This is a genomic window from Streptomyces sp. NPDC059874, assembly GCF_042731135.1.
Lineage (GTDB): Bacteria > Actinomycetota > Actinomycetes > Streptomycetales > Streptomycetaceae > Streptomyces.
The window spans coordinates 20,367-38,816 of sequence record NZ_JBHWJY010000080.1 but is presented as its reverse complement, the minus strand read 5'-3'; the positions used below and the strand labels follow the sequence as shown (position 1 = coordinate 38,816).

Below are 18,450 nucleotides of genomic sequence, written 5' to 3'. Positions count from 1 at the left end.
ACCCCAGGCGCTGCGCGCCTGGGCAAGGGCCCCCCTCGCTGCGCTCGGGGGAGGGGCGCTTCGCGCCCCGGAGCCCGCCCTTGGCGGGTGGTCCTCCGCTTCGCTTCGGACTAGTACAGTCCGCCTCGCTGCGCTCGGCGGAGGGGCGCTGCGCGCCCCGGAGCCGGCCTTTGGCCGGGGTCCTCCGCTTCGCTTCGGACCAGTGCAGCCCCCTCGCTGCGCTCGGCGGAGGGGCGCTGCGCGCCCCAGAGCTGGCCTTCGGCCAGGTGGTCCTCCGCTTCGCTTCGGACTAGTCCAGTCCCCCTCGCTGCGCTCGGCGGAGGGGCGCTTTGCGCCCCAGAGCCGGCCTTCGGTCGGTAGTCCTCTGCTTCGCTTCGGACTAGCGCAACCTTCCTCGCTGCGCTCGGAGGCGGGCGGCTTCGCAGCCCAGCCTTTGGCTGGAGGCTTCTCCGCTTCGCTCCGAAGAGGGCTCGTCCAAAGACTCCTCATGACTGCTCAGCTGAGGGCCGTTTCGTATCCCTGAGCCGGCCTTCGGCCAGTGGTTCTCTGCTTCGCTTCGGACTAGCGCAACTTTCCTCGCTGCGCTTGGAGGGGAGCAGCTTCGCAGCCCAGCCTTTGGCTGGAGGCTTCTCCGCTTCGCTCCGAAGAGGAGAAGCCAGCCTTTGGTCTGGAGCGTTCTGCTTCGGTACAGACCCACGTTGTTCCTTTGGGTCTTTTGTTTTGGGCGAAAGATCTGGTTAGTCCTGGCGATGAGCAGGTTCTGAGGCTGGAAGCCAGTGCCTTGCAGTGTCACGTTTCGGGGGTCCGGCCTAGTCATAGCGATGACATGTCCAGGAGTAGGAGGCTCTCGTGTTTGCTGGCTATCTAGTGGTGACCTTGGTGGCCTCGGTGGTCAACGGGTTGGCGGCCATTGCCAACTTCATTGGTCATGAGTACCCGAAGAGTCAAGCTGACAAGTTGAGTGTTCCGCGGTCCTGGATGAGGCCTTTGGGGACATTGCTGGCAGCAGGTTCGGTCGGGTTGTTGGCAGGCATGCAGGTGCCGTTGCTCGGGAGTCTCGCCGCAGGTGGGCTAATTCTGTACTTCTTGGGTGCCCTTTATGTCCACCTCAGGGTCGGGGACTACCAGCTGGGGGGCTGGGCGGTGTTCTTCTGTCTGGCGGTGGGTTCGTTGGTCTTGGGTGTGCTTTACCAGGGTGCTTGGTAGCACCCGGTTTTGGCGTTAACGGCGTTAACGGCGTTAACGCCGTTAACGGTGGGTGTGCTTCAAAGTTAGATGTGGATAGAGACGGGATTCAGTCAGTTTCGGTGGGGGTGGCCGGGGCTGGATGGGGCTGGTTTTGGGGTGTTGGAACGTCAGGAAGATGTGGTTCCGGGCGGGTTGGGGACGGCGTTCAGTACGCGCAGCGCGGCAGGGGACGGCCTATAGAAGGTACGGAGATGCGTTGTCGCAGGTCAGCCGGGGTACGGGGGGAAAGTTATGTCCCCTCAGGAGGGACATAACTCGGGGGATGTGTCGCTGGTAGGGGGACAGAACGAACGCAAAACGTCAAAGGTACTGACGGTTTTTGGGCTGAAACGTCAGGGGGGCTGACGTATTGCTGGAGATGTGTCCCCGAACTGGTGGAGGGCGGGGACTGGTTGGGGGCCTGCGGTGGTGGGGGCTCTGGAGGAGGGTGTGGCTGAGATATGTCACCTGTGGGGTTACATAAGACACGCCGAACGTCAACGAGCGTGACACTTGTGTCACCCTTGTTGACATACTGCTCTCTGCAGATCAACGAAGTGGAGAGCATCCTCGTGTCATCAGAGCCACAGCGCCGTCGGCCGAGTCCGCCGCGCGCGCCGCGTCCTGATCTCCCCGTTGATGACGCGATCTCGGCGTGGAGTCAGCCGCTGGCTCCGGTCAAGGATCTGGACAGTCTCGCCCGGCGGTACCCGAGCCGGAAGCTGACGCTGGACGGAGAGCGCAAGCCGCTGGAGTTCTACGGGACTCAAAGTCAGCCAAACGCGTTTTCGATGGACAGCCTCGAGTTCTTCCTGGTGATCGCGCAGTACTTCAGGGAAGCCTTGCCGTTGAGGCTGATCCTGCTGCTCATCGCGTGCCAGCGAGCGGGGGGCCGGATTCCTCTTACACAGGAGGAGATGGCTACGATCCTGGACGTCAGTCGGACAAAGACGTCGGAGGCGCTGCACACCGTCATGTCTCATGGGATCGTCTTCAAGGTGCGGCGGGGTGTGTACCAGTTCAACCCGCCCTACAGTTACCGGGTGGCTGAGTTCATCCCGGGTACGGAGATGACGGGTGAGTTCGTGAAGGTGGAGCAGCACAGCACCATCTCGCAGATTCGTAGCGATACGAGTCTGCCTGACCTGGTGCGCTTCCCGTCGTTGGACCACATGCGTCAGGCCATCGCGGAACTGCGGGCCGAACGGGCCAAAGAGCGCGCTGCACGTCGGCTGAGCCGATCGAAGCGCACGGAAGAAGGGACAGCTCAGTGAGCACCTTGCGATTCGCTGCGGTCAACGCCGACGGGCTTCTCTCCGACCTCGACCTTCCGCCTGCGGCCTACCGTGTGCTGCTGAAGCTGCGTTCGCTGAGCGAGCCGGGCGGGCGGATCCTCATCGATCAGGCCACCGTGGGCGGGCTGCTGGAGCTGAGCCGGCCGAGCGTCAACGCCGCGCTGCGGAGCCTGGAGCTCGCGAAGCTGGTGCGGAAGGTCCGCAACGGGGTGTACCAGATCAACCCGATGCTGGCCGGCTACAACTCGTTCGAGGACGCTGTCGCCGCCGTGAACGCCATGGCTGCCGACGAGCGGCTCGACGCGCGGGGGTATGTCGCCAGCTACCACCAGGCGGTGGCGGAGTATCAGGACCAGCTGGCAGAGCAGCGCAAGAAGCGGGCCGCGCAGGCGGCCGCGAAGAAGGCTGCCGAGTCGAAGCGGCGCAGGACGTTGCACGCCGTGGGGTGATGCGGGCGTCTGGGCGGGCTTGTGAGGGTGTTGGAGGGCCCCGGAGTATATCCGGGGCCCCTTTTGGGTTTTAGGGGCTCTGAGGGGGCGTTGTGGGACGCCTGTGCCCCGTGGCGCCCTTGAGCGTGGTTGTCTTCAGAATGCGAAGTCCACGTAGTCGATGTCCGTGAACTCGACCAGGAGGCTCGTGGCGCGGGCGCCGTTGTCCTTGAAGTAGATCTCCTGGAGGCCTTCGGCCGCGATCTGGCGGAGTTGGGACTCGGCGGCGCCGGCGTCCTGGGCGGCGAAGAGGCGGGCCGCGTACTCCGGGGGGAGATGCTGGGTGATGCGGCGCATGCGGCCGTCGTCGGTGGTGCCGGGGGCCGCGGTGAAGCCGAAGCGGGCGCGGGTCTCGATGACGAGGCCGGTGGTGCGGGCCGCCTGGTCGCGGGCACGCTTGCGGACCAGGGGCTGCCAGCGGCGGCGGACCTCGGCTTCGAGGCGGGCCGCGAGGGCCGGTTTGGGCTGCTTGATCTCGTTCTTTACGTAGCGCTCGACCGTGCGTTGGGAGATGTTGAGTGTTGCGGCGACCGCTTTTGTTGATTTGAGCTGTTTGACCAGGAAGCGCATTTGGGCGCCCGCGGACTTGGGGATGGGGCGGGTGAAGTGCTGTTCGTCGGCCCTGGTCAGGCTGTCGGAGATGTCGGACATTCGTTACTCGCCGTCTGCCGCTGCGTCGTGGCCCTTGATGTGGCGGGCGGGGTTGAGGTGTTCGTCGAGCATCTGGACGGCCCAGAGGAGGGGCTGGGTGCCCTCGTGCTTGACCATGCCCGGGCTGACGCCGAGGCGGAAGCCGCCGGGGAGGGGCTTGCCGTCGGGGGTGCGGGGGAGGAAGTCGAGGGGGCTGGGGCCGTCGGAGAGGTAGACGGCGCAGTCGGAGAGGACCGCGATGGGGTAGAGGTTGGCCGCTGTGGCCAGCTTTTGCATTTTGCGGTGCATGTTGACGCGGGCCGTGGAGATGACGGCGGCGCGGATGTCGGGGCGCCAGGTGGGGCGTTCGAGGGCGGGCCAGGCTTCGCCGGGGCGGTAGCCGGCGCCCTGGGGGCGTTCGCGGAGCTTGCCGATGCCGCCCTTGACCGTCGACTTGATCGCCGAGAGGACGGCTGCGGTTGAGTGGTCGTTCTGTTTGTGGGTGGCCATCGCGGTGAGGAAGTCGGGTTCCGGGAGCGACGGGGTGACGCCCAGGTCCGCCATCGTCGCCATGTAGGCGTCACGGAGGCGGGTGTACCAGGCGTCGAGGTACGGGCCGTGTTCCGGGCGGATCCAGGCCTCGGTGGGGTGGACGTCGTGGCCGAGCTCCCGCGCGTAGGCGAGGGTCGGGGTGGCGTACCAGGCGGGGCCGGTCGGGGGCTTGCCGTGGGGGGTGAAGGGGCTGGGGAGGCGGGGGTCGAGGGACAGGGTGGAGAGGTCCGCGAGCCAGCAGCCGGGGGTCTTGGGGTCGAAGCGGGGGGCGGTGGTGTGGGTGGCGGGGCCGAGGCCGACCGGGAGGCGGTTGGCTGCTGCGGCGAAGGCCATGTTGACGTCGATGCCGACGGCGTGGGTGCGGGCGCACTCGGCGTCGGTGAGGAGCTCCGGGTCGCGGATCCAGTCGTAGGCCTCTTCGTCGAGGACCTGGTCCGGGGTGCGCTGGTGGGAGCGGGGGTAGAGGGCGGCGACGACCGGGTGCTCGTCGGGGGCCTCCGGGGGAGCGGGGTCGACGGCGCGGGTGAGGGAGCCGGGGACGGGGGCCGATACCCAGGTGTTGGTCGCCTCGTCGCGTGCGGCGCGGGTGGGGGGACGGAGGGCCGTCATGAGTTCCAGGCCGGTGACGGCGGTGGAGCCGCGGGGGGTGAGGACGCGGGCGGCGTAGGTGGTGAGGAGCTCGGCGACTTCCGGGGCGGGGAGGGTGGCGGTGTCTTCGCCCCAGGCGCGGGGGTCGAGAGCGCCCCAGGGGAGGATCGCGAGCTGGACGCACTGGCGGCCGGTGGTGGGGGTCGCCGGGCGGTAGATGCGGGGCCAGGGGCCGAAGCCGCGGCGGGTCAGCTGCCATTTGCTCTTGGCGAGCTGCTTGAGGGTGGGGTGGTTGTCCGGGAGGCGGAGGGCGCGGCGGTCTTCGAGGGTGAGGGGGAGGCCGAGGCGTTCCACGGCGGGGGCGGTGAGGACGAGGAGCGGGTCGCCGTCCCTGCCGTTGCGGTGGAGGCGGGGGGAGCGGAGGTTCGCCTCGGTGAGGGCCCAGGTGAGGAGGGCGGGGAGGTCGGTGGTGGGGTGCTCCAGGATGAGGCCGGCTGCGGCGTAGGCGTGGCCGGTGCCGTCCAGGACGGCGAGGGGGCCGTTGCCTTCCAGGGGGTGCGGTGCTGTTCCCCTACCCGGCCCTTCCCGAAACTGGGGCTTCGCCCCAGACCCCGGGTGGGGCTGGGGGGTGCGGGCGGCTGCCGCTGGGTGGGCGGGTGATTGGGGCTCCGCCTCCGGGGTTCGGTGGGGGGTGGCGTTAACGGCGTTAACGGAGGCGGCCTCGGTGGGGTGTGCGGTGGGGGAGTGGTGGGGCTGCGGTGTGGTGGTGGTGTCTGACGGGTGGGTCGGCGGCTGGGGGTCCGCCTCGGGGTCCGCCTCGGGGGTCTGGTGGGGGGTGGCGTTAACGGCGTTAACGGCGTTACCGGGGGTGGGTTGGGCCGGGGGTGTTGCCGGGGGTGCCGGGTCGGCGTTAACGGCGTTAATGGGGTGGAGGGTGGCCAGGCCTTCGAGGAGGCGGGCGTAGGCGGCGCGCTTCGGGGGGCGGGGGGCTGTGCGGCCGATTTCCCAGGAGGTGACCGTTTCGCGGCGCACGGAGAGGGCCTTGGCGATCTGGTCCTGGCTCAGGCCGGCGGCCTCGCGGAGGCGCTTGCGCTCGTCCGGGTGCGGGAGCGCGTCCTTGGCGGCTGCTTCTTCCAGCAGGGCGTCGACCGCTGCGAAGAGGCTGTCTTGTTCGTTGGGCATTGGTACCTCCGAGGGCAGCCTATGTGAAACGCACTGCCGAACGCACATGAAACGCACGTGGGGGCGTTAACGGCGTTAACGGTGGCAGTGGCGTTAGCGGCGTTAATGCCCCCGGCGTGGGTGCGTGGTCCTGCTCAGATGCGCAGCATGAGGAGTTCCGTGACGGCCTTGAGGTCGTCCGGGGTGAGGTGCGCGGTGAGGGCGTCCGCGATCGTCTCCGGGGAGTTCGTGGAGATGGTGATGCGGGGGGAGGGAGAGGGAGAGGGGGAGGGGGTGGTGGGGGACTTGGGGGCGTTAACGGCGTTAACGCCGTTAACGGGGTGGGTGCGTTGGCGGGGGGGATTGACCGCGTTGAGGGTCTCGTCCGCTGCCGCCTCCTGGGACTCCTGGGGGAGGCGGCCGATGCGGCGGGCCGGTTCCACCTTGAGTTCGCCCGATTCCACCTTGTCCTGGAGGGCGGGGGTCAGGTTCAGGAGGGTCAGGCGCTGGGAGACCCAGGCCGGTGTTTTGCCGAGGCGCTTGGCGACCTGGGCCTGGGAGCCGTGGACGTCGACGAGTTCCTGGAGGGCGCGGGCCTGGTCCATGGGGGCCACGTCGACCCGGTGGATGTTGGCGATCAGGGCCGATTCCAGGATGTCCGAGGAGGAGGCCGAGAGGGCGTCGTTGACGTGGATGTGCATGGTCTTGAGGCCGGCCAGGTGGGCGGCTGCCAGGCGGCGGTTGCCGTCGATTACGACGTACGGGGCACGGCCCAGCCCGTCGGTGGCGCCCGGGTGGGCCTCCATGAAGGCCATGCGGGTGGCGACCGCGAGGGGCTGGAGCTGGCCGCGGGCGGTGAGGGACGCGGCCAGTTCTTCGAGTTCGGTGAGGTCTTCGCGGAGGTTGAACGGGTTGTGGGCGAGGGCCTCGATGGGCACCTCGGACGGCGGGACCACGCCGGAGGTGGGCGCGCCCGTCGCCTCGGCGATGGCCGCGCGGCGGGAGCTCACCCCGACCGGCTGGGCCCGGGCGAAGGATGCCGAGACTCCGAGTTTGTCTGCCTTGCTGCTCATGAGATCTCCCGGGCGAGGGCGCGGAAGGCTACTGCCTGGTCGCCCTTGGGTGCGTAGACGAAGAGGGGTTGTTTTACGCGGACCGCTTCGCGCTGTTCCTTGAGGTCGGGGACCACGGCGACGACGCGCGGGTCCTTTATGTCCATCCAGGCCTGGAGGGACGAGGTCGCGATGTAGCCGCGGCGACCGTCGTAGAGGTTGACGACGAGGCCCAGGTAGTCGATGTCCAGGCTGAGGTCGTCGCGGAGGTCGTTGATCTGGGAGGTGAGGAGGTCGTACGCGTCGGCGGACGAGTCCTCCGCCTGTACGACGATCAGCGCGCCCGAGGCGCCGGGCTGTTCGGTGTCGCGGCGGCGGCCGTAGTAGATGGCCGCGTCCATGCTGAGACCGAGGCTCGGCGGGCAGTCGACCAGGATGACGTCGTAGTCGGATTCGACGGGGGCGAGGGCCCGTTCGAGGGCGGCCTCGCGGGCGCGGACCGTGGAGAGGCGGACGTCGAGGAGGAAGGCGTCCGTGCAGGCGGGGAGGAGGTGGAGGCGGTCTCCGAACCGGTCGTGCTCGATGGGCGCGATGAGGTCCTTGAGGGGGCCCTTGGCCTCGCCGGCCATGTGGCAGGTGAGGCTGTCGCCGCCGATGGGCAGCGGCTGCTGGCCGAGCTGCTTGGTGAGGTGGCCCTGGGGGTCGAAGTCGATCAGCAGGACGCGCATGCCCAGGCCCGGGAGGTCTTCCAGGTCCAGGGCGGTGGGTGTGTCCGGGCCCGTGTACGCGTCCGGGTGGGGGGCGTCCTCGGGGGGCGAGAGACGGGCCAGTTGGCGGGCGATGCGGACCGGGTGGAGGGCCGACGGGTCCTCGGCGAGGGCCTCGGCCGTGCCGGCGGTGATGGCGGTCTTGCCGACTCCGCCCTTCTGGTTGCACACGATGATGCGGCGGACCACGGAGGGGCGCTTGACGGTGGGGGCCGGGTTCAGCTCCAGCCAGAGGCGGACCGCCTGGGCGAGTCCCTGGATGAGGGAGACGCCGCGGTCCTTGGAGTCGGCGCGGAAGGACTCCCACTGGCCGGCGGGCAGCCAGGTGGAGAACGATTCGGCGCCGGAGGTGTCGACGGGGGAGGGCGCGGAGGCGAGTGCGCTCCAGTGGGAGATCCCCTGGTGGACGGCGTCCTGGATGTCCACCCGCAGTTGCGCGGTGCGGATTTTCAACTCCTGGCGCAGCCACGGGGGGAGCTTGGAGACGACCTTCTCTCGGTCGCTCTGAGACGAGGGCGAAGTCATGAGAGGGACTTTACTAACGTTCAGGGGTGTTCGTGGGCGCCACGCTTGAGTTTTGCTAACGAAGTGGGTGAGGGAGGGTTCCGGACGGGGCAGGGCGGCCTCGCACACGCCGTAGCGAGCACCCCCGTGGTTCACCACGGCGTGTGCGAGGCCGCCCTGAACACGTCGTCAGCCGTCGTCAGCCGGTGGACGTCAGGCCGAGTTCGGCCCGGCACTCGGGCGAGCCCGCCGGGGCGAAGCGGGGGATACGGCTCGCGGGCACGATCCCCGGGAGGAGGAAGTGCCACAGGTCGGTGATCCGGGTGTGCAGGTCCTCGCGGTGGGTGCGGACGTGCGAGGTGACCTGGATGCCGGTGAACGATCCGACGAGGAAGGTCGCGAGGTCGTCGACGTCGAGCGACGGCATCACGTCGCCGCGTGCCTGGGCCGGCTTCAGACAGCCGCGGCAGGTGTCGATCCAGGTGTTGTACGGGGACGGGTCCGGGTCGGTGAAGGAGCCGAACTCGATGACGAGGCGGATGGCGGCGCGGACGCGGACGTTGCTGCGCAGCCCGAAGGCCATCTGGTGGGAGAGGTCGATGACCGTCTGGAGGCCCGGCTCCTCGATGCCGGGCACGTCGGAGGAGATCTGGAACTGTTCGTCCACCAGAGTGCGGGCGAGGGCTTCCTTGGACTGGAAGTGGAAGTACAGCGCGCCCTTGGTGACTCCGGCGTGTTTGACGACCTCGCTGAGGCTGGTGCCGCCGAAGCCGGCGGCGTCGAAGGCGATGGCCGCGCCGTCGAGGATGGCCTGCCGAGTGTTCTCGGCCCGTTGCTGCCTGACCCTCGTCACGTGCGTGTTCCCCCTGGTGTGGTCCCTGTCCGAGCGGTGATCGCTGCGGAGTGTGGCGCCAATCTAGGCAGGTCGAGGTGAAAAAAACCAGTCGACCAGTACGTTTTGGGGGGTGTTAACGGCGTTAACGGTGGGGGGTTGGGGGGTTGGCGTTGGCGTTAACGGCGTTAACGCCGTTAACGGTGTCCGTTCGTTCAGTGGGTTGGGGTGCGGGTCGTTGTGTAGGTGGGGAGGGCGAGGGTGGAGGATTCCTCGCCGGCCTTGAGCATCCAGGTGAGGATGCGGCGCCGGTTGAGCAGGCCGTTGCGTAGGCGCAGGCCGAGTGTGGAGGCCGGGGCGAGGAAGCGGCCCGTACGGCTCCCGTTCTTCTGGCAGCCCTGGGCATGGGGGCGTAGGAGCGATTCGTAGCGGGCGAAGGCGCCCTGGTGGTGATCGGGGGAGCGGGAGAGTTCACCCGCCAGGACGTACGCGGCCACGATCCCGGTGCCGGTTCCCATGCCGCCGATGGTCGCGCCACAGGCGGCGTCGCCGAGGAGGGCGATGCGGCCGGACGACCAGGTGGGTACGTCGGCGCGGCTGATGGAGTCGAAGTAGAGGTCGTCGGCGGGGGCGAGGGAGTCGAGGAGGTGGTTCAGCTGCCAGGGGAGCCCGGTGAAGGCCTGGCGGAGGAGGTGCTTTTGGGCTTCGGCGTCGTGGCGGTCGTAGGTGAGCTCGGGGGAGGCGAAGACGAAGAAGGCGCGGGCGCGGGTGGGGTCGGTGTGGTCCGCGCCGACGGCGGCGAGGCGGCCGGGGGCGTTGTGGCCGAGGGAGCCGGTGCCGGGGCGGAGGTTCAGGTGGTTGGGGAGGCTCCAGGTTGCGGCGTAGTAGCCGAGGTGGGTGACGTGGTCGGCTTCCGGTCCGAAGGCGAGGCGGCGGATGTGGGAGTGGATGCCGTCGGCGCCGATGACGAGGTCGAAGGTGCGGGGTGGGGCGTGGCGGAAGGTGACGTCCACGCCGGTGGCGGTTTCGGTGAGGGACGTGGCGGAGTCTCCGAAGAGGTATTCGGTGGAGGGGAGGGAGGCCTCGTAGAGGACGCGGGAGAGGTCGCCGCGCAGGACCTCGATGTCCCCGCCGGCGAACTCGGCCGGGAGGTGGAGGAGCGGTTTGGCGTGGGCGTCGACGAAGGTCATGGGGGAGCCGCCGGTCTGGATGCGGCGGAGGTCGTCGAGGACGCCCATCCGGTGGAGGACGGAGAGGTGGGTCTCGCCGCGGAAGTCGACGGCCTGGCCGCCGGGGCGGAGGGCGGGGGCGAGTTCGACGACGGTGGGGCGGAAGTCGTGGCGGGCGAGCCAGTGGGCCAGGGCGGGGCCGGCGATGCCGGCGCCGGAGATGAGGACGGTGCGGGGCATGGGGGCTCCTTGGGGTGGGGCGTTAACGGCGTTAACGGTTGCCCTGAGTGGGGTGGGTGGGTGGGTGCGGCCCGGGGCGTTAACGGCGTTAACGGTGGTGGGTTGGGGGTGGTGGGCGGGCGTGCGGGCGGGCGGGCTGCGGGCGTGCGGTCAACGGCGTTAACGGTTGCCCTGAGTGGGGTGGGTGGGTGGGTGGGTGGGTGAGTGCGGCCCGGGGCGTTAACGGCGTTAACGGTGGTGGGTTGGGGTTGGGGTTGGTGGGCGTGCGGGCGGGCGTGCGTTAACGGCGTTAATTGTGTCCGGTGGATACTGAAACCTTAGTGTGTACGGTAGACGCAGTTTTTGTGCGAGCGCAAGGGGATGGGTCCGATGGCGGATGAGCAGTGGGGCGCGGCCATGCGGTTGTTGTGGGGGCCGCAGCCGCCGGCCAAGCCGGCGCGGGGGCCGAAGCGGGGGCTCACGCTCGAAGGGATCGCCCTGGCGGGGGTCGGGATCGCCGACGCGGAGGGGTTGGCGGCGGTGTCGATGCAGCGGGTGGCCGGTGAGTTGGCGGTCACGAAGATGGCGCTGTACCGGTACGTGCCGGGGAAGGCGGAGCTGGTTGCGCTGATGGTGGAGGCGGCGTTGCCGGTTCCGGGGGCGGGGTCTGTGGAGGGGGGTGGGTGGCGCGAGCGGCTGGGGGTGTGGGCGCGGGAGTTGTACGCGGGGTTTCGGCGGCATCCGTGGCTGTTGGAGGCGACGGTCGGGGTGCGGGTGATGGGGCCGCGGGAGTTGGGGTGGATGGAGCGGGCGCTCGCGGCGTTGGACGGGTGCGGGTTGAGCGGGGCCGAGGCCATGGATGCGGTGGTGTTGGTGGCCGGGCATGTGCGGGGGATTGCGGAGCAGGAGCGGGCGGTGGGGCGGCCGGTGGGTGGGGGCGGGGATGCGGGTGTGGGTGCGGGTGCCGAGGCGGATGAGGGGCGAGGTGCGGGGCGAGGTGCGGGTCGGGGTGGGGGGCCCGATGCGCAGCTTGCGGTGATGTTGGGGGAGGTCATGCGGGTGCGGGGGGAGGAGTTTCCCGCGTTGGGGGCCGTGTTGGCCTCGGCGGCGGAGCAGGGGGGGTATGACCAGGCGTTGGAGTTCGGGCTTGAGCGGATCTTGGACGGGCTTGGGTTGCTTGTTGCTCGGCGGGTGGGTGGGGAGGGCGGGCGTTAACGGCGTTAACGGCGTTAACGGCGGCCCTGAGTGAGGGGGTGGGTGTGGCCCGAGGGCGTTAACGCCGTTAATGGTTCGGGGGGTGGGGTGGGGTGGGGTGGGGTGGGGTGGGGTGCGCGTGGGGCGTGGGTGCGGGTGCGGGTGCCGCTGCGCGGAGCTGGTCCCCGCCCCGCCCTTTCTCCGTTTCCTGGGGCTCCGCCCCAGACCCCGCGCCTCAAACGCCGGCGGGGCTGGATGGGTGGCTGGTGTGGTGGTGTGGTGGGTGCGGGATTGGGGCTTCGCCCCGGGCCTTGCGCCTCAAGCGCCGGCGGGGCTGGGGTGGGATTACGGGGTTCCGGTCGGCGAGATGCGTGAGCTCGTGCGGTATTGGCGCGACGAGTACGACTGGCGTGCGGCTGAGGAGCGGTTGAACGAGTGGCCGCAGTTCGTGACCGTTGTTGACGGGGCGCGGGTGCACTTTGCGCATGTTCGATCGCCTGAGCCGGGTGCCACGCCGCTGTTGATGACGCACGGGTGGCCGGGCTCCATCGTGGAGTTCCAGAAGGTGGCCGGGGCGTTGAGGATCCTCGCGATGCGTTTCATCTGGTGATGCCGCACATTCCGGGATTTGCTCTGTCCGGGCCGACGACCGAGGCCGGCTGGGAGTTCAAGCGGGTGGCGCGGGCCTTCGGGACGTTGATGGAGCGGCTTGGGTATGCCGAGTACGGGGTGCAGGGCGGGGACTGGGGGCCGCGGTTTCGCGGGAGCTCGGGGGAGGAGGAGCTGGCCGCGTTGAGTCCGGAGGAGAGGGAGCGGACGTGGGCCTCTTGGGAGCGGTACCGGGTGTGGGCGCGTGAGAAGCAGGGCTACGCCGACATCCAGGCGACCCGGCCGCAGACGCTGGCGTACGGGCGGGGAGAAGTTCGCCGAGTGGAGTGATCCCCGGTGTCCGATCGATCGGGATCAGATGTTGACGAACGTGATGCTGTATTGGATCACCGGGACTGCTGGTTCCGCCGCCCGGATCTACTACGAGCGGGCGCACGCCGGGTATGCCGGGGAGTCCGCCGAGGTGTCGCGGACGCCTACCGCGCTGGCCGACTTTCCGCGGGACAACTTCATTCCCCTGCGGCACGTGGCCGCGCGGACCGAGGGGTGGGCACTTTCTCGCCATGGAGGTGCCGGAGTTGCTGGTGGAGGATGTGCGGGCGTTCTTCCGGGAACTGCGGATGGGAGGATTGGCCGATGATCTATGACGGTAGGGTCCGGCCCGTGTTGGTGGGCGATGAGCGTGCCACCTTGACCAGCCTGCTGCAGTGGCAGCGGGACACGTTGATGATGAAGTGTGCGGGCCTGACCGCCGAGCAGTTGCGGATGAAGGCGGTGGCGCCGTCGGGCTTGAGCCTGCTCGGCCTGGTGCGGCATCTGGCGGAGGTCGAGCGCGGGTGGTTCCGCAACGTCCTGGGCGGCGAGGACATACGGGGCTACTTCCCGAAGAACGAGGCCGGGGAGTGGACGGAGTTCCACGTCGAGGACGCGGATCCGGCGGAGTCGTTCAAGGTGTGGGAGGACACCTGCGAGCGGTCGCGCGTGATCGTGGCGGCTGCCGACTCGCTGGACGTGACCGGGTCCTTCGGGGAAGAGCGCTATTCGCTGCGTTACGTTCTGGGCCACATGATCGAGGAGTACGCCCGGCACAACGGGCATGCCGACCTGTTGCGCGAGGCGATCGACGGGGTGACCGGGGAGTAGGGCCCGCGGTGTGCGGCTACGCCGGGGTCGTGGTGTGGTCCACCGCGTCCAGGGCCACCGGCCAGGGGTAGTGGAGCGGGGCGTCGGGGCCGGCCGGGCCGGGGATGAAGCCGTCCTCGCCGTAGAGGACGCTGACGCCGGCGTCGCGCAGGGTGGTCAGGGACTGCTCGAATTGGGGGTGCGCGGCGAGGGCGGAGTTCGTGCAGGGCATGGTGACGACGGGAGTGCCCTTGCCGATGGCCTCGGCGGCGACGCCCACCACGAAGCGGTCGGTCAGGCCGAGGGCCCAGGCGTTGACCGAGTTGAAGGTGGCGGGGGCGAAGAGCAGGGCGTCGGCCGGGGGCCACACGTCGGGCTCCCCGGGAAGCTTGTACTGCCAGCGCACCGGGTGGCCGGTCAGGGCGGCCAGCCCGTCGAGGTTTCCGGACAGCCAGTGCGCCGCGGTGGGGGTGAGACCCAGGCAGACGTCCCAGCCGCGGGCCTGGGCGTCCTCGACCACGTGGGCCACGTCGAAAACGGGCGGAGCGGCGGAGCAGAGAAGGTAGAGAGTCTTCGTGGTCATGTCGCAATATGATCATATCGCTTGACCTCGACCATGCTTGAGGTAGCAGGATGGCGGTCGTGAGTAGCCAGTTTGCGGCGGATGCCGCCCAGGTCGAAGCGATCGTGAATGTGGTTGCCGCTGTCGAGCGTACGCAGCGGGACAAGGATGCCGAGGGGTTCCTCGCGCTGTTCCACCCGGACGCGCTCTGGACCACCGCGCACGGGAAGGTGCTCATCGGCTTCGACGCGATAGCCGAGTTCACGCGGAAGGTGCTGCCGGCCGCGAGCTGGGACGGGCAGGTCACCTACGAGGTGGTGCACACCCAGTTCCTGCGGCCGGACGTGGCGGCGGTGAAGGTGCGGCAGGTCTACCAGGGGGCGGAAGGCGTCAGCAGCGAGGGCGCTCCGCTGTACGTGATGACCCGGGAGGAGGGCGAGGGCGGGCGCTGGCTGCTGACGGCCTGCCAGAACACGCAGGTGGCGGCGGATCCGGAGTAGGAGCCGGACCGCCTGTCAGGGAGCCAGGGAAAGTACGCCCACCGGCTGGTCGCCGCTGAGTTCGCCAGTGGGGTGGAAGCCCAGGCCCAGGTAGAACGGCTCGGGGCTGCCCTCGCCCGCGTGCCAGGTGACGTACGCCTGCGAGGCGCCCCGGCGGCGGATCTCCTCGGTGACCGCCCGGACCGCGAAGCGCCCGTAGCCCTTGCCCTGGTGGCCGGCGGCGATGTTCAGGCGCCAGATGCCCGAGCGGCGGTCGGCGGGGTCCGCGGCCGGGTTCCAGGCGATGTCGAGGAAGGCCATGACGAAGCCGACCACCTCGTCGCCGTCGACGATGGCCCGCGGCCAGGCGACCTCGCCGTGGACGTACGCCTCGGCCAGCGACTTCACCACGGGGGAGACGAGGTGGTCCTGGTCGGGGCGCACCTGTATCGCGCACACCGTGTCGATGTTCTCCGAGGTGACGGGTTCCAGACGGAGAGAGGGGGACGAGGGGGAGGAGGGGGTGATCATGGAGCCAGCTTAGGTCGGGTGGCGCGAGGTTCGCGCACATCCGGGACTCAAGCGGATGAGCGCACCATCGGGCGCGTCGAGCCCCACGTATCTCCCGGACTCAAAGAAGAGGAACCGCCCTGATGCCGTCGACGACCACCACCGAACGCACCACGACCGCCTGGCTCGCCGCGCTGGAGCAGCGCATCGAGCGGCGCGACCCCGGGGAGCCGGAGTTCCACCAGGCCGTGCGGGAGGTGCTGGAGACGCTCGCACCGGTCTTCGACGCACGCCCCGAACTGCGCGAGGCCAGGGTGATGGAGCGGATCGTCGAGCCCGAGCGGCAGATCGTCTTCCGGGTGGTGTGGCAGGACGACCAGGGCCGTACGCAGGTCAACCGCGGCTTCCGCGTCGAGTTCAACAGCGCGCTCGGCCCCTACAAGGGCGGCTTGCGCTTCCACCCGTCGGTGAACCTCGGGATCGTGAAGTTCCTCGGGTTCGAGCAGATCTTCAAGAACGCCCTGACGGGGCTCGGGATCGGCGGGGGCAAGGGCGGCAGCGACTTCGATCCGCGCGGGCGTTCCGACGGTGAGGTGATGCGGTTCTGCCAGGCGTTCATGACCGAGCTGCAGCGTCATCTCGGTGAGCACACGGACGTCCCGGCCGGTGACATCGGCGTCGGCGGCCGCGAGATCGGCTACCTCTTCGGCCAGTACCGGCGCATCACCAACCGCTGGGAGGCCGGCGTCCTCACCGGCAAGGGCACCGGCTGGGGCGGCTCCCAGGCCCGTACCGAGGCCACCGGCTACGGCAACGTGCTCTTCACCAGCGAGATGCTCAAGGTGCGCGGCGAGGACCTGGAAGGGCAGCGGGTCACCGTGTCCGGCTCGGGCAACGTCGCCATCTACACGGTCGAGAAGGCGCAGGCGCTGGGTGCGCACGTGCTGACCGTGTCGGACTCCGGCGGCTACGTCGTCGACGAGAAGGGCCTCGACCTGGAGTTGCTCAAGCAGATCAAGGAGGTGGAGCGGGGGCGGATCAGCGAGTACGCCGAGCGCCGCGGCGGCTCCGCCCGCTACGTCGCCGGCGGCAGCGTGTGGGACGTGCCGAGCGATGTGGCGCTGCCGTCCGCCACGCAGAACGAGCTGACCGAGGCCGACGCGCTGAACCTGGTGCGGGGCGGGGTGAAGGCCGTCTCCGAGGGTGCCAACATGCCGACCACACCCGAGGCGGTACGCGTCCTGCAGGCGGCCGGTGTCGCCTTCGGCCCGGGGAAGGCCGCGAACGCGGGCGGAGTGGCCACCAGCGCCCTGGAGATGAGCCAGAACGCCGCCCGCGTCGCGTGGCCGTTCGCCCGGGTCGAGGAGGAACTGGCGGGGGTCATGCGCCGCATCCACGAAACGGCGTACGAGACGGCGGAGCGCTACGGCCGCCCCGGCGACTACGTGGCGGGCGCGAACCTCGCCGGCTTCGAGCGGGTGGCCGACGCGATGCTGGCCCAGGGCCTGATCTGACGCCTCCATCCCACTTCCGCCGCGCCCCGAGTGGAATGAGACACGCTCGGGGCGTCCAGGCGAGCGATGGAGGGGTATCGATGACGGTGAAGGCGATGGGCAAGGCTCCCGAGAGGCCCGTGGCGCTGGTGACCGGGGCCACGAGCGGCATCGGGCTGGCCGTCGCCCGGGATCTGGGCGCCCGCGGCCACCGGGTGTTCCTCTGCGCCCGAACCGAGTCCGCGGTCAAGCAGACCGTGGAGGACCTGCGGGCCGAAGGGCTCACCGTGGAGGGCGCGGCCGCCGACGTGCGCGACCGCGCCGCCGTGGAACTGCTGGTCGCCGCGGCCGTGACGGCGTACGGCGCGCCCGTCAGCATCCTCGTCAACAACGCGGGCCGCAGCGGCGGCGGCGCCACCGCCGGCATCACCGACGAGTTGTGGCACGACGTCATCGACACCAACCTCAACAGCGTGTTCCTGCTGACCCGCGAGGTGCTCACCAGCGGCGGCCTCGGCGCCGAGCCCTGGGGACGCATCGTCAACATCGCCTCGACCGCGGGCAAGCACGGGGTGCTGCTCGGCGCGCCCTACTCGGCTTCCAAGCATGCGGTGATCGGCTTCACGAAGTCGCTCGGCAAGGAGCTCGCGACGACCGGGACCACCGTCAACGCGGTCTGCCCGGGGTACGTGGAGACACCCATGGCGGCGCGGGTGCGCAGCGGGTACGCGCAGGCGTGGGACACCACCGAGGAGTACATCCAGGAGCAGTTCGAGGCCAAGATCCCGCTCGGCCGCTACTCCACCCCCGAGGAGGTGGCGGGTCTGGTGGGCTACCTGACCACGGACCTGGCCGCCTCCATCACCGCCCAGGCGCTCAACGTGTGCGGCGGTCTGGGGAACTACTAGGCGGTGTCTTCGGGTGCGGACGTGGGAGAGGGCCCGGTCGGTTCGTCCGACGGGGCCCTCTCGCACGTCCGGTGCTCTTCACAGGACGGTCGGCGACCCCGAGACGTCCCGTACGACGGCCTGCGGGGCGATGCCGGCGGCCCGCCAGTCGGCCAGTACCGAGGAATCCACCGGCTCGTCGGCCAGCAGGACGTGCCGCAGCGCCGGCAGGCTGCTCCCGCGCCCGGCCGCGGTCAGCCGCGCGAAGGCGGACGGCAGCTGCGTCACCACCGTCACCTCCTGCTCCGCCAGCAGCCGGACGAACTCGCCGGCGTCGGAGGCCGTTTCCCGGTCCACGACGACGGCCCGTCCGCCCGTCAGCAACGGGCCCCACATCTCCCGCATGCCCAGGTCCAGGCTCATGGAGTGGAAGTACGTCCACACGTCGTCCGGGCCGGTCTCCAGCATGGGCACACAACTGTCCACCCACGACAGCACGTCCAGGTGCGTCACCGGCCGCAGGGCCACCGCCCGCCCCGGATCGCCGCCCGAGGGCAGCGCCAGGAAGGCCGTCTGCGGCGGGATCTCGCGCCGCATCGCCACCTCCGGCCGGACCGCGATGACGAACCGGCCCGCCTTGGCCACGGGGATCTCGTCGCGCAGCAGTCCACCGTCCGAGACGACCATCTCGGCGCCGGCGTCGCGCATCAGGAACTCCTGCAGCCCCGCGTTGTGTCCGGGCTCCAGGGGCAGCACCGCCGCACCGGTGCGGAGCGCGCCCACCACGGCGGCGGACGCCATGCAGGAGCGCTGCGCGCGTACGGCGACGGCGGAACCGGGGCCGGTCCGCCCCGACAGGCGGCGCGCGATGTCGTCCGCCGCCCACTCCAGTTCGAGATAGGTCGCCTTTTCCTCCGCGTCCTGGGCGGCGACCCGGCCCGGATGGCGGGCGGCCGCGGCCGCGAAACGGATGTCGATGCGGTCCCGGCCCGCGGGCCACTCGCCGGCCGGGTCGAGCCCGATCCGTCCGAGCAGACCGGCCAGGTCGGCGGACAACTGGTCGAGCTCCGGATGGTCCGGAGTGGCGTTCATGCGGCCTCCCAGCGGGCG

19 protein-coding genes are annotated in these 18,450 nt (G+C 69.9%); 10 read left to right on the top strand and 9 right to left on the bottom strand.

Annotated elements, in window-relative coordinates; translation table 11 throughout:
• Positions 1–849: 849 nt before the first annotated feature.
• From ACFV9H_RS33105 to ACFV9H_RS33095, 3 genes are all read left to right on the top strand, one after another.
• On the top strand, positions 850–1,206 hold the full coding sequence (locus ACFV9H_RS33105; protein WP_385405635.1) for a DoxX family protein: 357 nt from the start codon (positions 850–852) through the stop codon (positions 1,204–1,206).
• A gap of 578 nt (positions 1,207–1,784) precedes the next feature.
• Positions 1,785–2,501 (top strand): hypothetical protein, encoded by a 717-nt coding sequence (locus ACFV9H_RS33100; RefSeq protein ID WP_385405633.1) that lies wholly within the window; start codon positions 1,785–1,787, stop codon positions 2,499–2,501.
• On the top strand, positions 2,498–2,971 hold the full coding sequence (locus ACFV9H_RS33095; protein ID WP_385405632.1) for a MarR family transcriptional regulator: 474 nt from the start codon (positions 2,498–2,500) through the stop codon (positions 2,969–2,971). Before ACFV9H_RS33100 ends, ACFV9H_RS33095 begins: the two co-directional genes overlap by 4 nt.
• Positions 2,972–3,106: 135 nt before the next feature.
• Here ACFV9H_RS33095 and tpg read toward each other — a convergent pair whose 3' ends face one another.
• From tpg to ACFV9H_RS33065, 6 genes are all read right to left on the bottom strand, one after another.
• Complete coding sequence (gene tpg, locus ACFV9H_RS33090; protein WP_385405630.1) at positions 3,107–3,661, bottom strand: telomere-protecting terminal protein Tpg; 555 nt, start codon at positions 3,659–3,661, stop codon at positions 3,107–3,109.
• Between the two features lie 3 nt (positions 3,662–3,664).
• Entirely contained in the window at positions 3,665–5,962 is a 2,298-nt protein-coding gene (gene tap / locus ACFV9H_RS33085) for a telomere-associated protein Tap (RefSeq protein WP_385405628.1), read from the bottom strand.
• Positions 5,963–6,096: 134 nt separating this feature from the next.
• The gene (locus ACFV9H_RS33080) at positions 6,097–7,014 is read right to left on the bottom strand and encodes a ParB/RepB/Spo0J family partition protein (protein ID WP_385405627.1); all 918 of its coding nucleotides are present in this window, start codon (positions 7,012–7,014) and stop codon (positions 6,097–6,099) included.
• Positions 7,011–8,285: a ParA family protein gene (locus ACFV9H_RS33075; protein WP_385405624.1), complete on the bottom strand. Its 1,275-nt coding sequence runs from the start codon at positions 8,283–8,285 to the stop codon at positions 7,011–7,013. Before ACFV9H_RS33075 ends, ACFV9H_RS33080 begins: the two co-directional genes overlap by 4 nt.
• 178 nt (positions 8,286–8,463) lie before the next feature.
• Complete coding sequence (locus ACFV9H_RS33070) at positions 8,464–9,117, bottom strand: ScbR family autoregulator-binding transcription factor (protein ID WP_385405622.1); 654 nt, start codon at positions 9,115–9,117, stop codon at positions 8,464–8,466.
• 194 nt (positions 9,118–9,311) lie between these two features.
• A complete protein-coding gene (locus ACFV9H_RS33065) occupies positions 9,312–10,505 on the bottom strand; it encodes an FAD-dependent monooxygenase (RefSeq protein ID WP_385405619.1) in 1,194 nt (397 codons plus the stop codon).
• A 369-nt stretch (positions 10,506–10,874) separates the two neighbouring features.
• Between ACFV9H_RS33065 and ACFV9H_RS33060 the strand changes: the two genes are divergently transcribed.
• The 4 genes from ACFV9H_RS33060 to ACFV9H_RS33045 all read left to right on the top strand — a co-directional run bounded on the left by ACFV9H_RS33060 (position 10,875) and on the right by ACFV9H_RS33045 (position 13,430).
• A complete protein-coding gene (locus ACFV9H_RS33060) occupies positions 10,875–11,699 on the top strand; it encodes a TetR/AcrR family transcriptional regulator (protein WP_385405617.1) in 825 nt (274 codons plus the stop codon).
• A gap of 238 nt (positions 11,700–11,937) precedes the next feature.
• A complete protein-coding gene (locus ACFV9H_RS33055; RefSeq protein ID WP_385405615.1) occupies positions 11,938–12,288 on the top strand; it encodes an epoxide hydrolase N-terminal domain-containing protein in 351 nt (116 codons plus the stop codon).
• Positions 12,288–12,617 carry a hypothetical protein gene (locus ACFV9H_RS33050; protein ID WP_385405614.1) on the top strand — a complete coding sequence of 110 codons (330 nt, stop codon included), beginning with the start codon at positions 12,288–12,290 and terminating at the stop codon, positions 12,615–12,617. Before ACFV9H_RS33055 ends, ACFV9H_RS33050 begins: the two co-directional genes overlap by 1 nt.
• A gap of 306 nt (positions 12,618–12,923) precedes the next feature.
• Positions 12,924–13,430: a DinB family protein gene (locus ACFV9H_RS33045; protein ID WP_385405612.1), complete on the top strand. Its 507-nt coding sequence runs from the start codon at positions 12,924–12,926 to the stop codon at positions 13,428–13,430.
• A 16-nt stretch (positions 13,431–13,446) separates the two neighbouring features.
• Here ACFV9H_RS33045 and ACFV9H_RS33040 read toward each other — a convergent pair whose 3' ends face one another.
• Complete coding sequence (locus tag ACFV9H_RS33040) at positions 13,447–13,992, bottom strand: flavoprotein (RefSeq protein ID WP_385405610.1); 546 nt, start codon at positions 13,990–13,992, stop codon at positions 13,447–13,449.
• 59 nt (positions 13,993–14,051) lie between these two features.
• Here ACFV9H_RS33040 and ACFV9H_RS33035 point away from each other — a divergent pair, with 59 nt between their 5' ends.
• Positions 14,052–14,471: an SgcJ/EcaC family oxidoreductase gene (locus ACFV9H_RS33035; RefSeq protein ID WP_385405607.1), complete on the top strand. Its 420-nt coding sequence runs from the start codon at positions 14,052–14,054 to the stop codon at positions 14,469–14,471.
• 15 nt (positions 14,472–14,486) lie between these two features.
• Here the strand turns inward: ACFV9H_RS33035 and ACFV9H_RS33030 are convergent, their stop codons facing one another.
• Positions 14,487–14,981 carry a GNAT family N-acetyltransferase gene (locus ACFV9H_RS33030; RefSeq protein ID WP_385405605.1) on the bottom strand — a complete coding sequence of 165 codons (495 nt, stop codon included), beginning with the start codon at positions 14,979–14,981 and terminating at the stop codon, positions 14,487–14,489.
• A 122-nt stretch (positions 14,982–15,103) separates the two neighbouring features.
• Here ACFV9H_RS33030 and gdhA point away from each other — a divergent pair, with 122 nt between their 5' ends.
• Positions 15,104–16,474: an NADP-specific glutamate dehydrogenase gene (gene gdhA, locus ACFV9H_RS33025; protein ID WP_385405603.1), complete on the top strand. Its 1,371-nt coding sequence runs from the start codon at positions 15,104–15,106 to the stop codon at positions 16,472–16,474.
• An 80-nt stretch (positions 16,475–16,554) separates the two neighbouring features.
• Complete coding sequence (locus ACFV9H_RS33020) at positions 16,555–17,361, top strand: SDR family NAD(P)-dependent oxidoreductase (protein ID WP_385405601.1); 807 nt, start codon at positions 16,555–16,557, stop codon at positions 17,359–17,361.
• Between the two features lie 78 nt (positions 17,362–17,439).
• Here ACFV9H_RS33020 and ACFV9H_RS33015 read toward each other — a convergent pair whose 3' ends face one another.
• The gene (locus ACFV9H_RS33015; RefSeq protein ID WP_385405598.1) at positions 17,440–18,432 is read right to left on the bottom strand and encodes an AMP-binding protein; all 993 of its coding nucleotides are present in this window, start codon (positions 18,430–18,432) and stop codon (positions 17,440–17,442) included.
• Positions 18,433–18,450 lie beyond the last annotated feature (18 nt).

Excerpts from the sequence above, each read along its gene's own strand:
- tpg (WP_385405630.1), bottom strand. The coding sequence starts at position 3,661 with ATGTCCGACATCTCCGACAGCCTGACCAGGGCCGACGAACAGCACTTC.
- tap (WP_385405628.1), bottom strand. The coding sequence starts at position 5,962 with ATGCCCAACGAACAAGACAGCCTCTTCGCAGCGGTCGACGCCCTGCTG.
- ACFV9H_RS33080 (WP_385405627.1), bottom strand. The coding sequence starts at position 7,014 with ATGAGCAGCAAGGCAGACAAACTCGGAGTCTCGGCATCCTTCGCCCGG.
- ACFV9H_RS33075 (WP_385405624.1), bottom strand. The coding sequence starts at position 8,285 with ATGACTTCGCCCTCGTCTCAGAGCGACCGAGAGAAGGTCGTCTCCAAG.
- ACFV9H_RS33065 (WP_385405619.1), bottom strand. The coding sequence starts at position 10,505 with ATGCCCCGCACCGTCCTCATCTCCGGCGCCGGCATCGCCGGCCCCGCC.
- ACFV9H_RS33060 (WP_385405617.1), top strand. The coding sequence starts at position 10,875 with ATGGCGGATGAGCAGTGGGGCGCGGCCATGCGGTTGTTGTGGGGGCCG.
- ACFV9H_RS33050 (WP_385405614.1), top strand. The coding sequence starts at position 12,288 with ATGCCGCACATTCCGGGATTTGCTCTGTCCGGGCCGACGACCGAGGCC.
- ACFV9H_RS33045 (WP_385405612.1), top strand. The coding sequence starts at position 12,924 with ATGATCTATGACGGTAGGGTCCGGCCCGTGTTGGTGGGCGATGAGCGT.
- ACFV9H_RS33040 (WP_385405610.1), bottom strand. The coding sequence starts at position 13,992 with ATGACCACGAAGACTCTCTACCTTCTCTGCTCCGCCGCTCCGCCCGTT.
- ACFV9H_RS33030 (WP_385405605.1), bottom strand. The coding sequence starts at position 14,981 with ATGATCACCCCCTCCTCCCCCTCGTCCCCCTCTCTCCGTCTGGAACCC.
- gdhA (WP_385405603.1), top strand. The coding sequence starts at position 15,104 with ATGCCGTCGACGACCACCACCGAACGCACCACGACCGCCTGGCTCGCC.
- ACFV9H_RS33020 (WP_385405601.1), top strand. The coding sequence starts at position 16,555 with ATGACGGTGAAGGCGATGGGCAAGGCTCCCGAGAGGCCCGTGGCGCTG.
- ACFV9H_RS33015 (WP_385405598.1), bottom strand. The coding sequence starts at position 18,432 with ATGAACGCCACTCCGGACCATCCGGAGCTCGACCAGTTGTCCGCCGAC.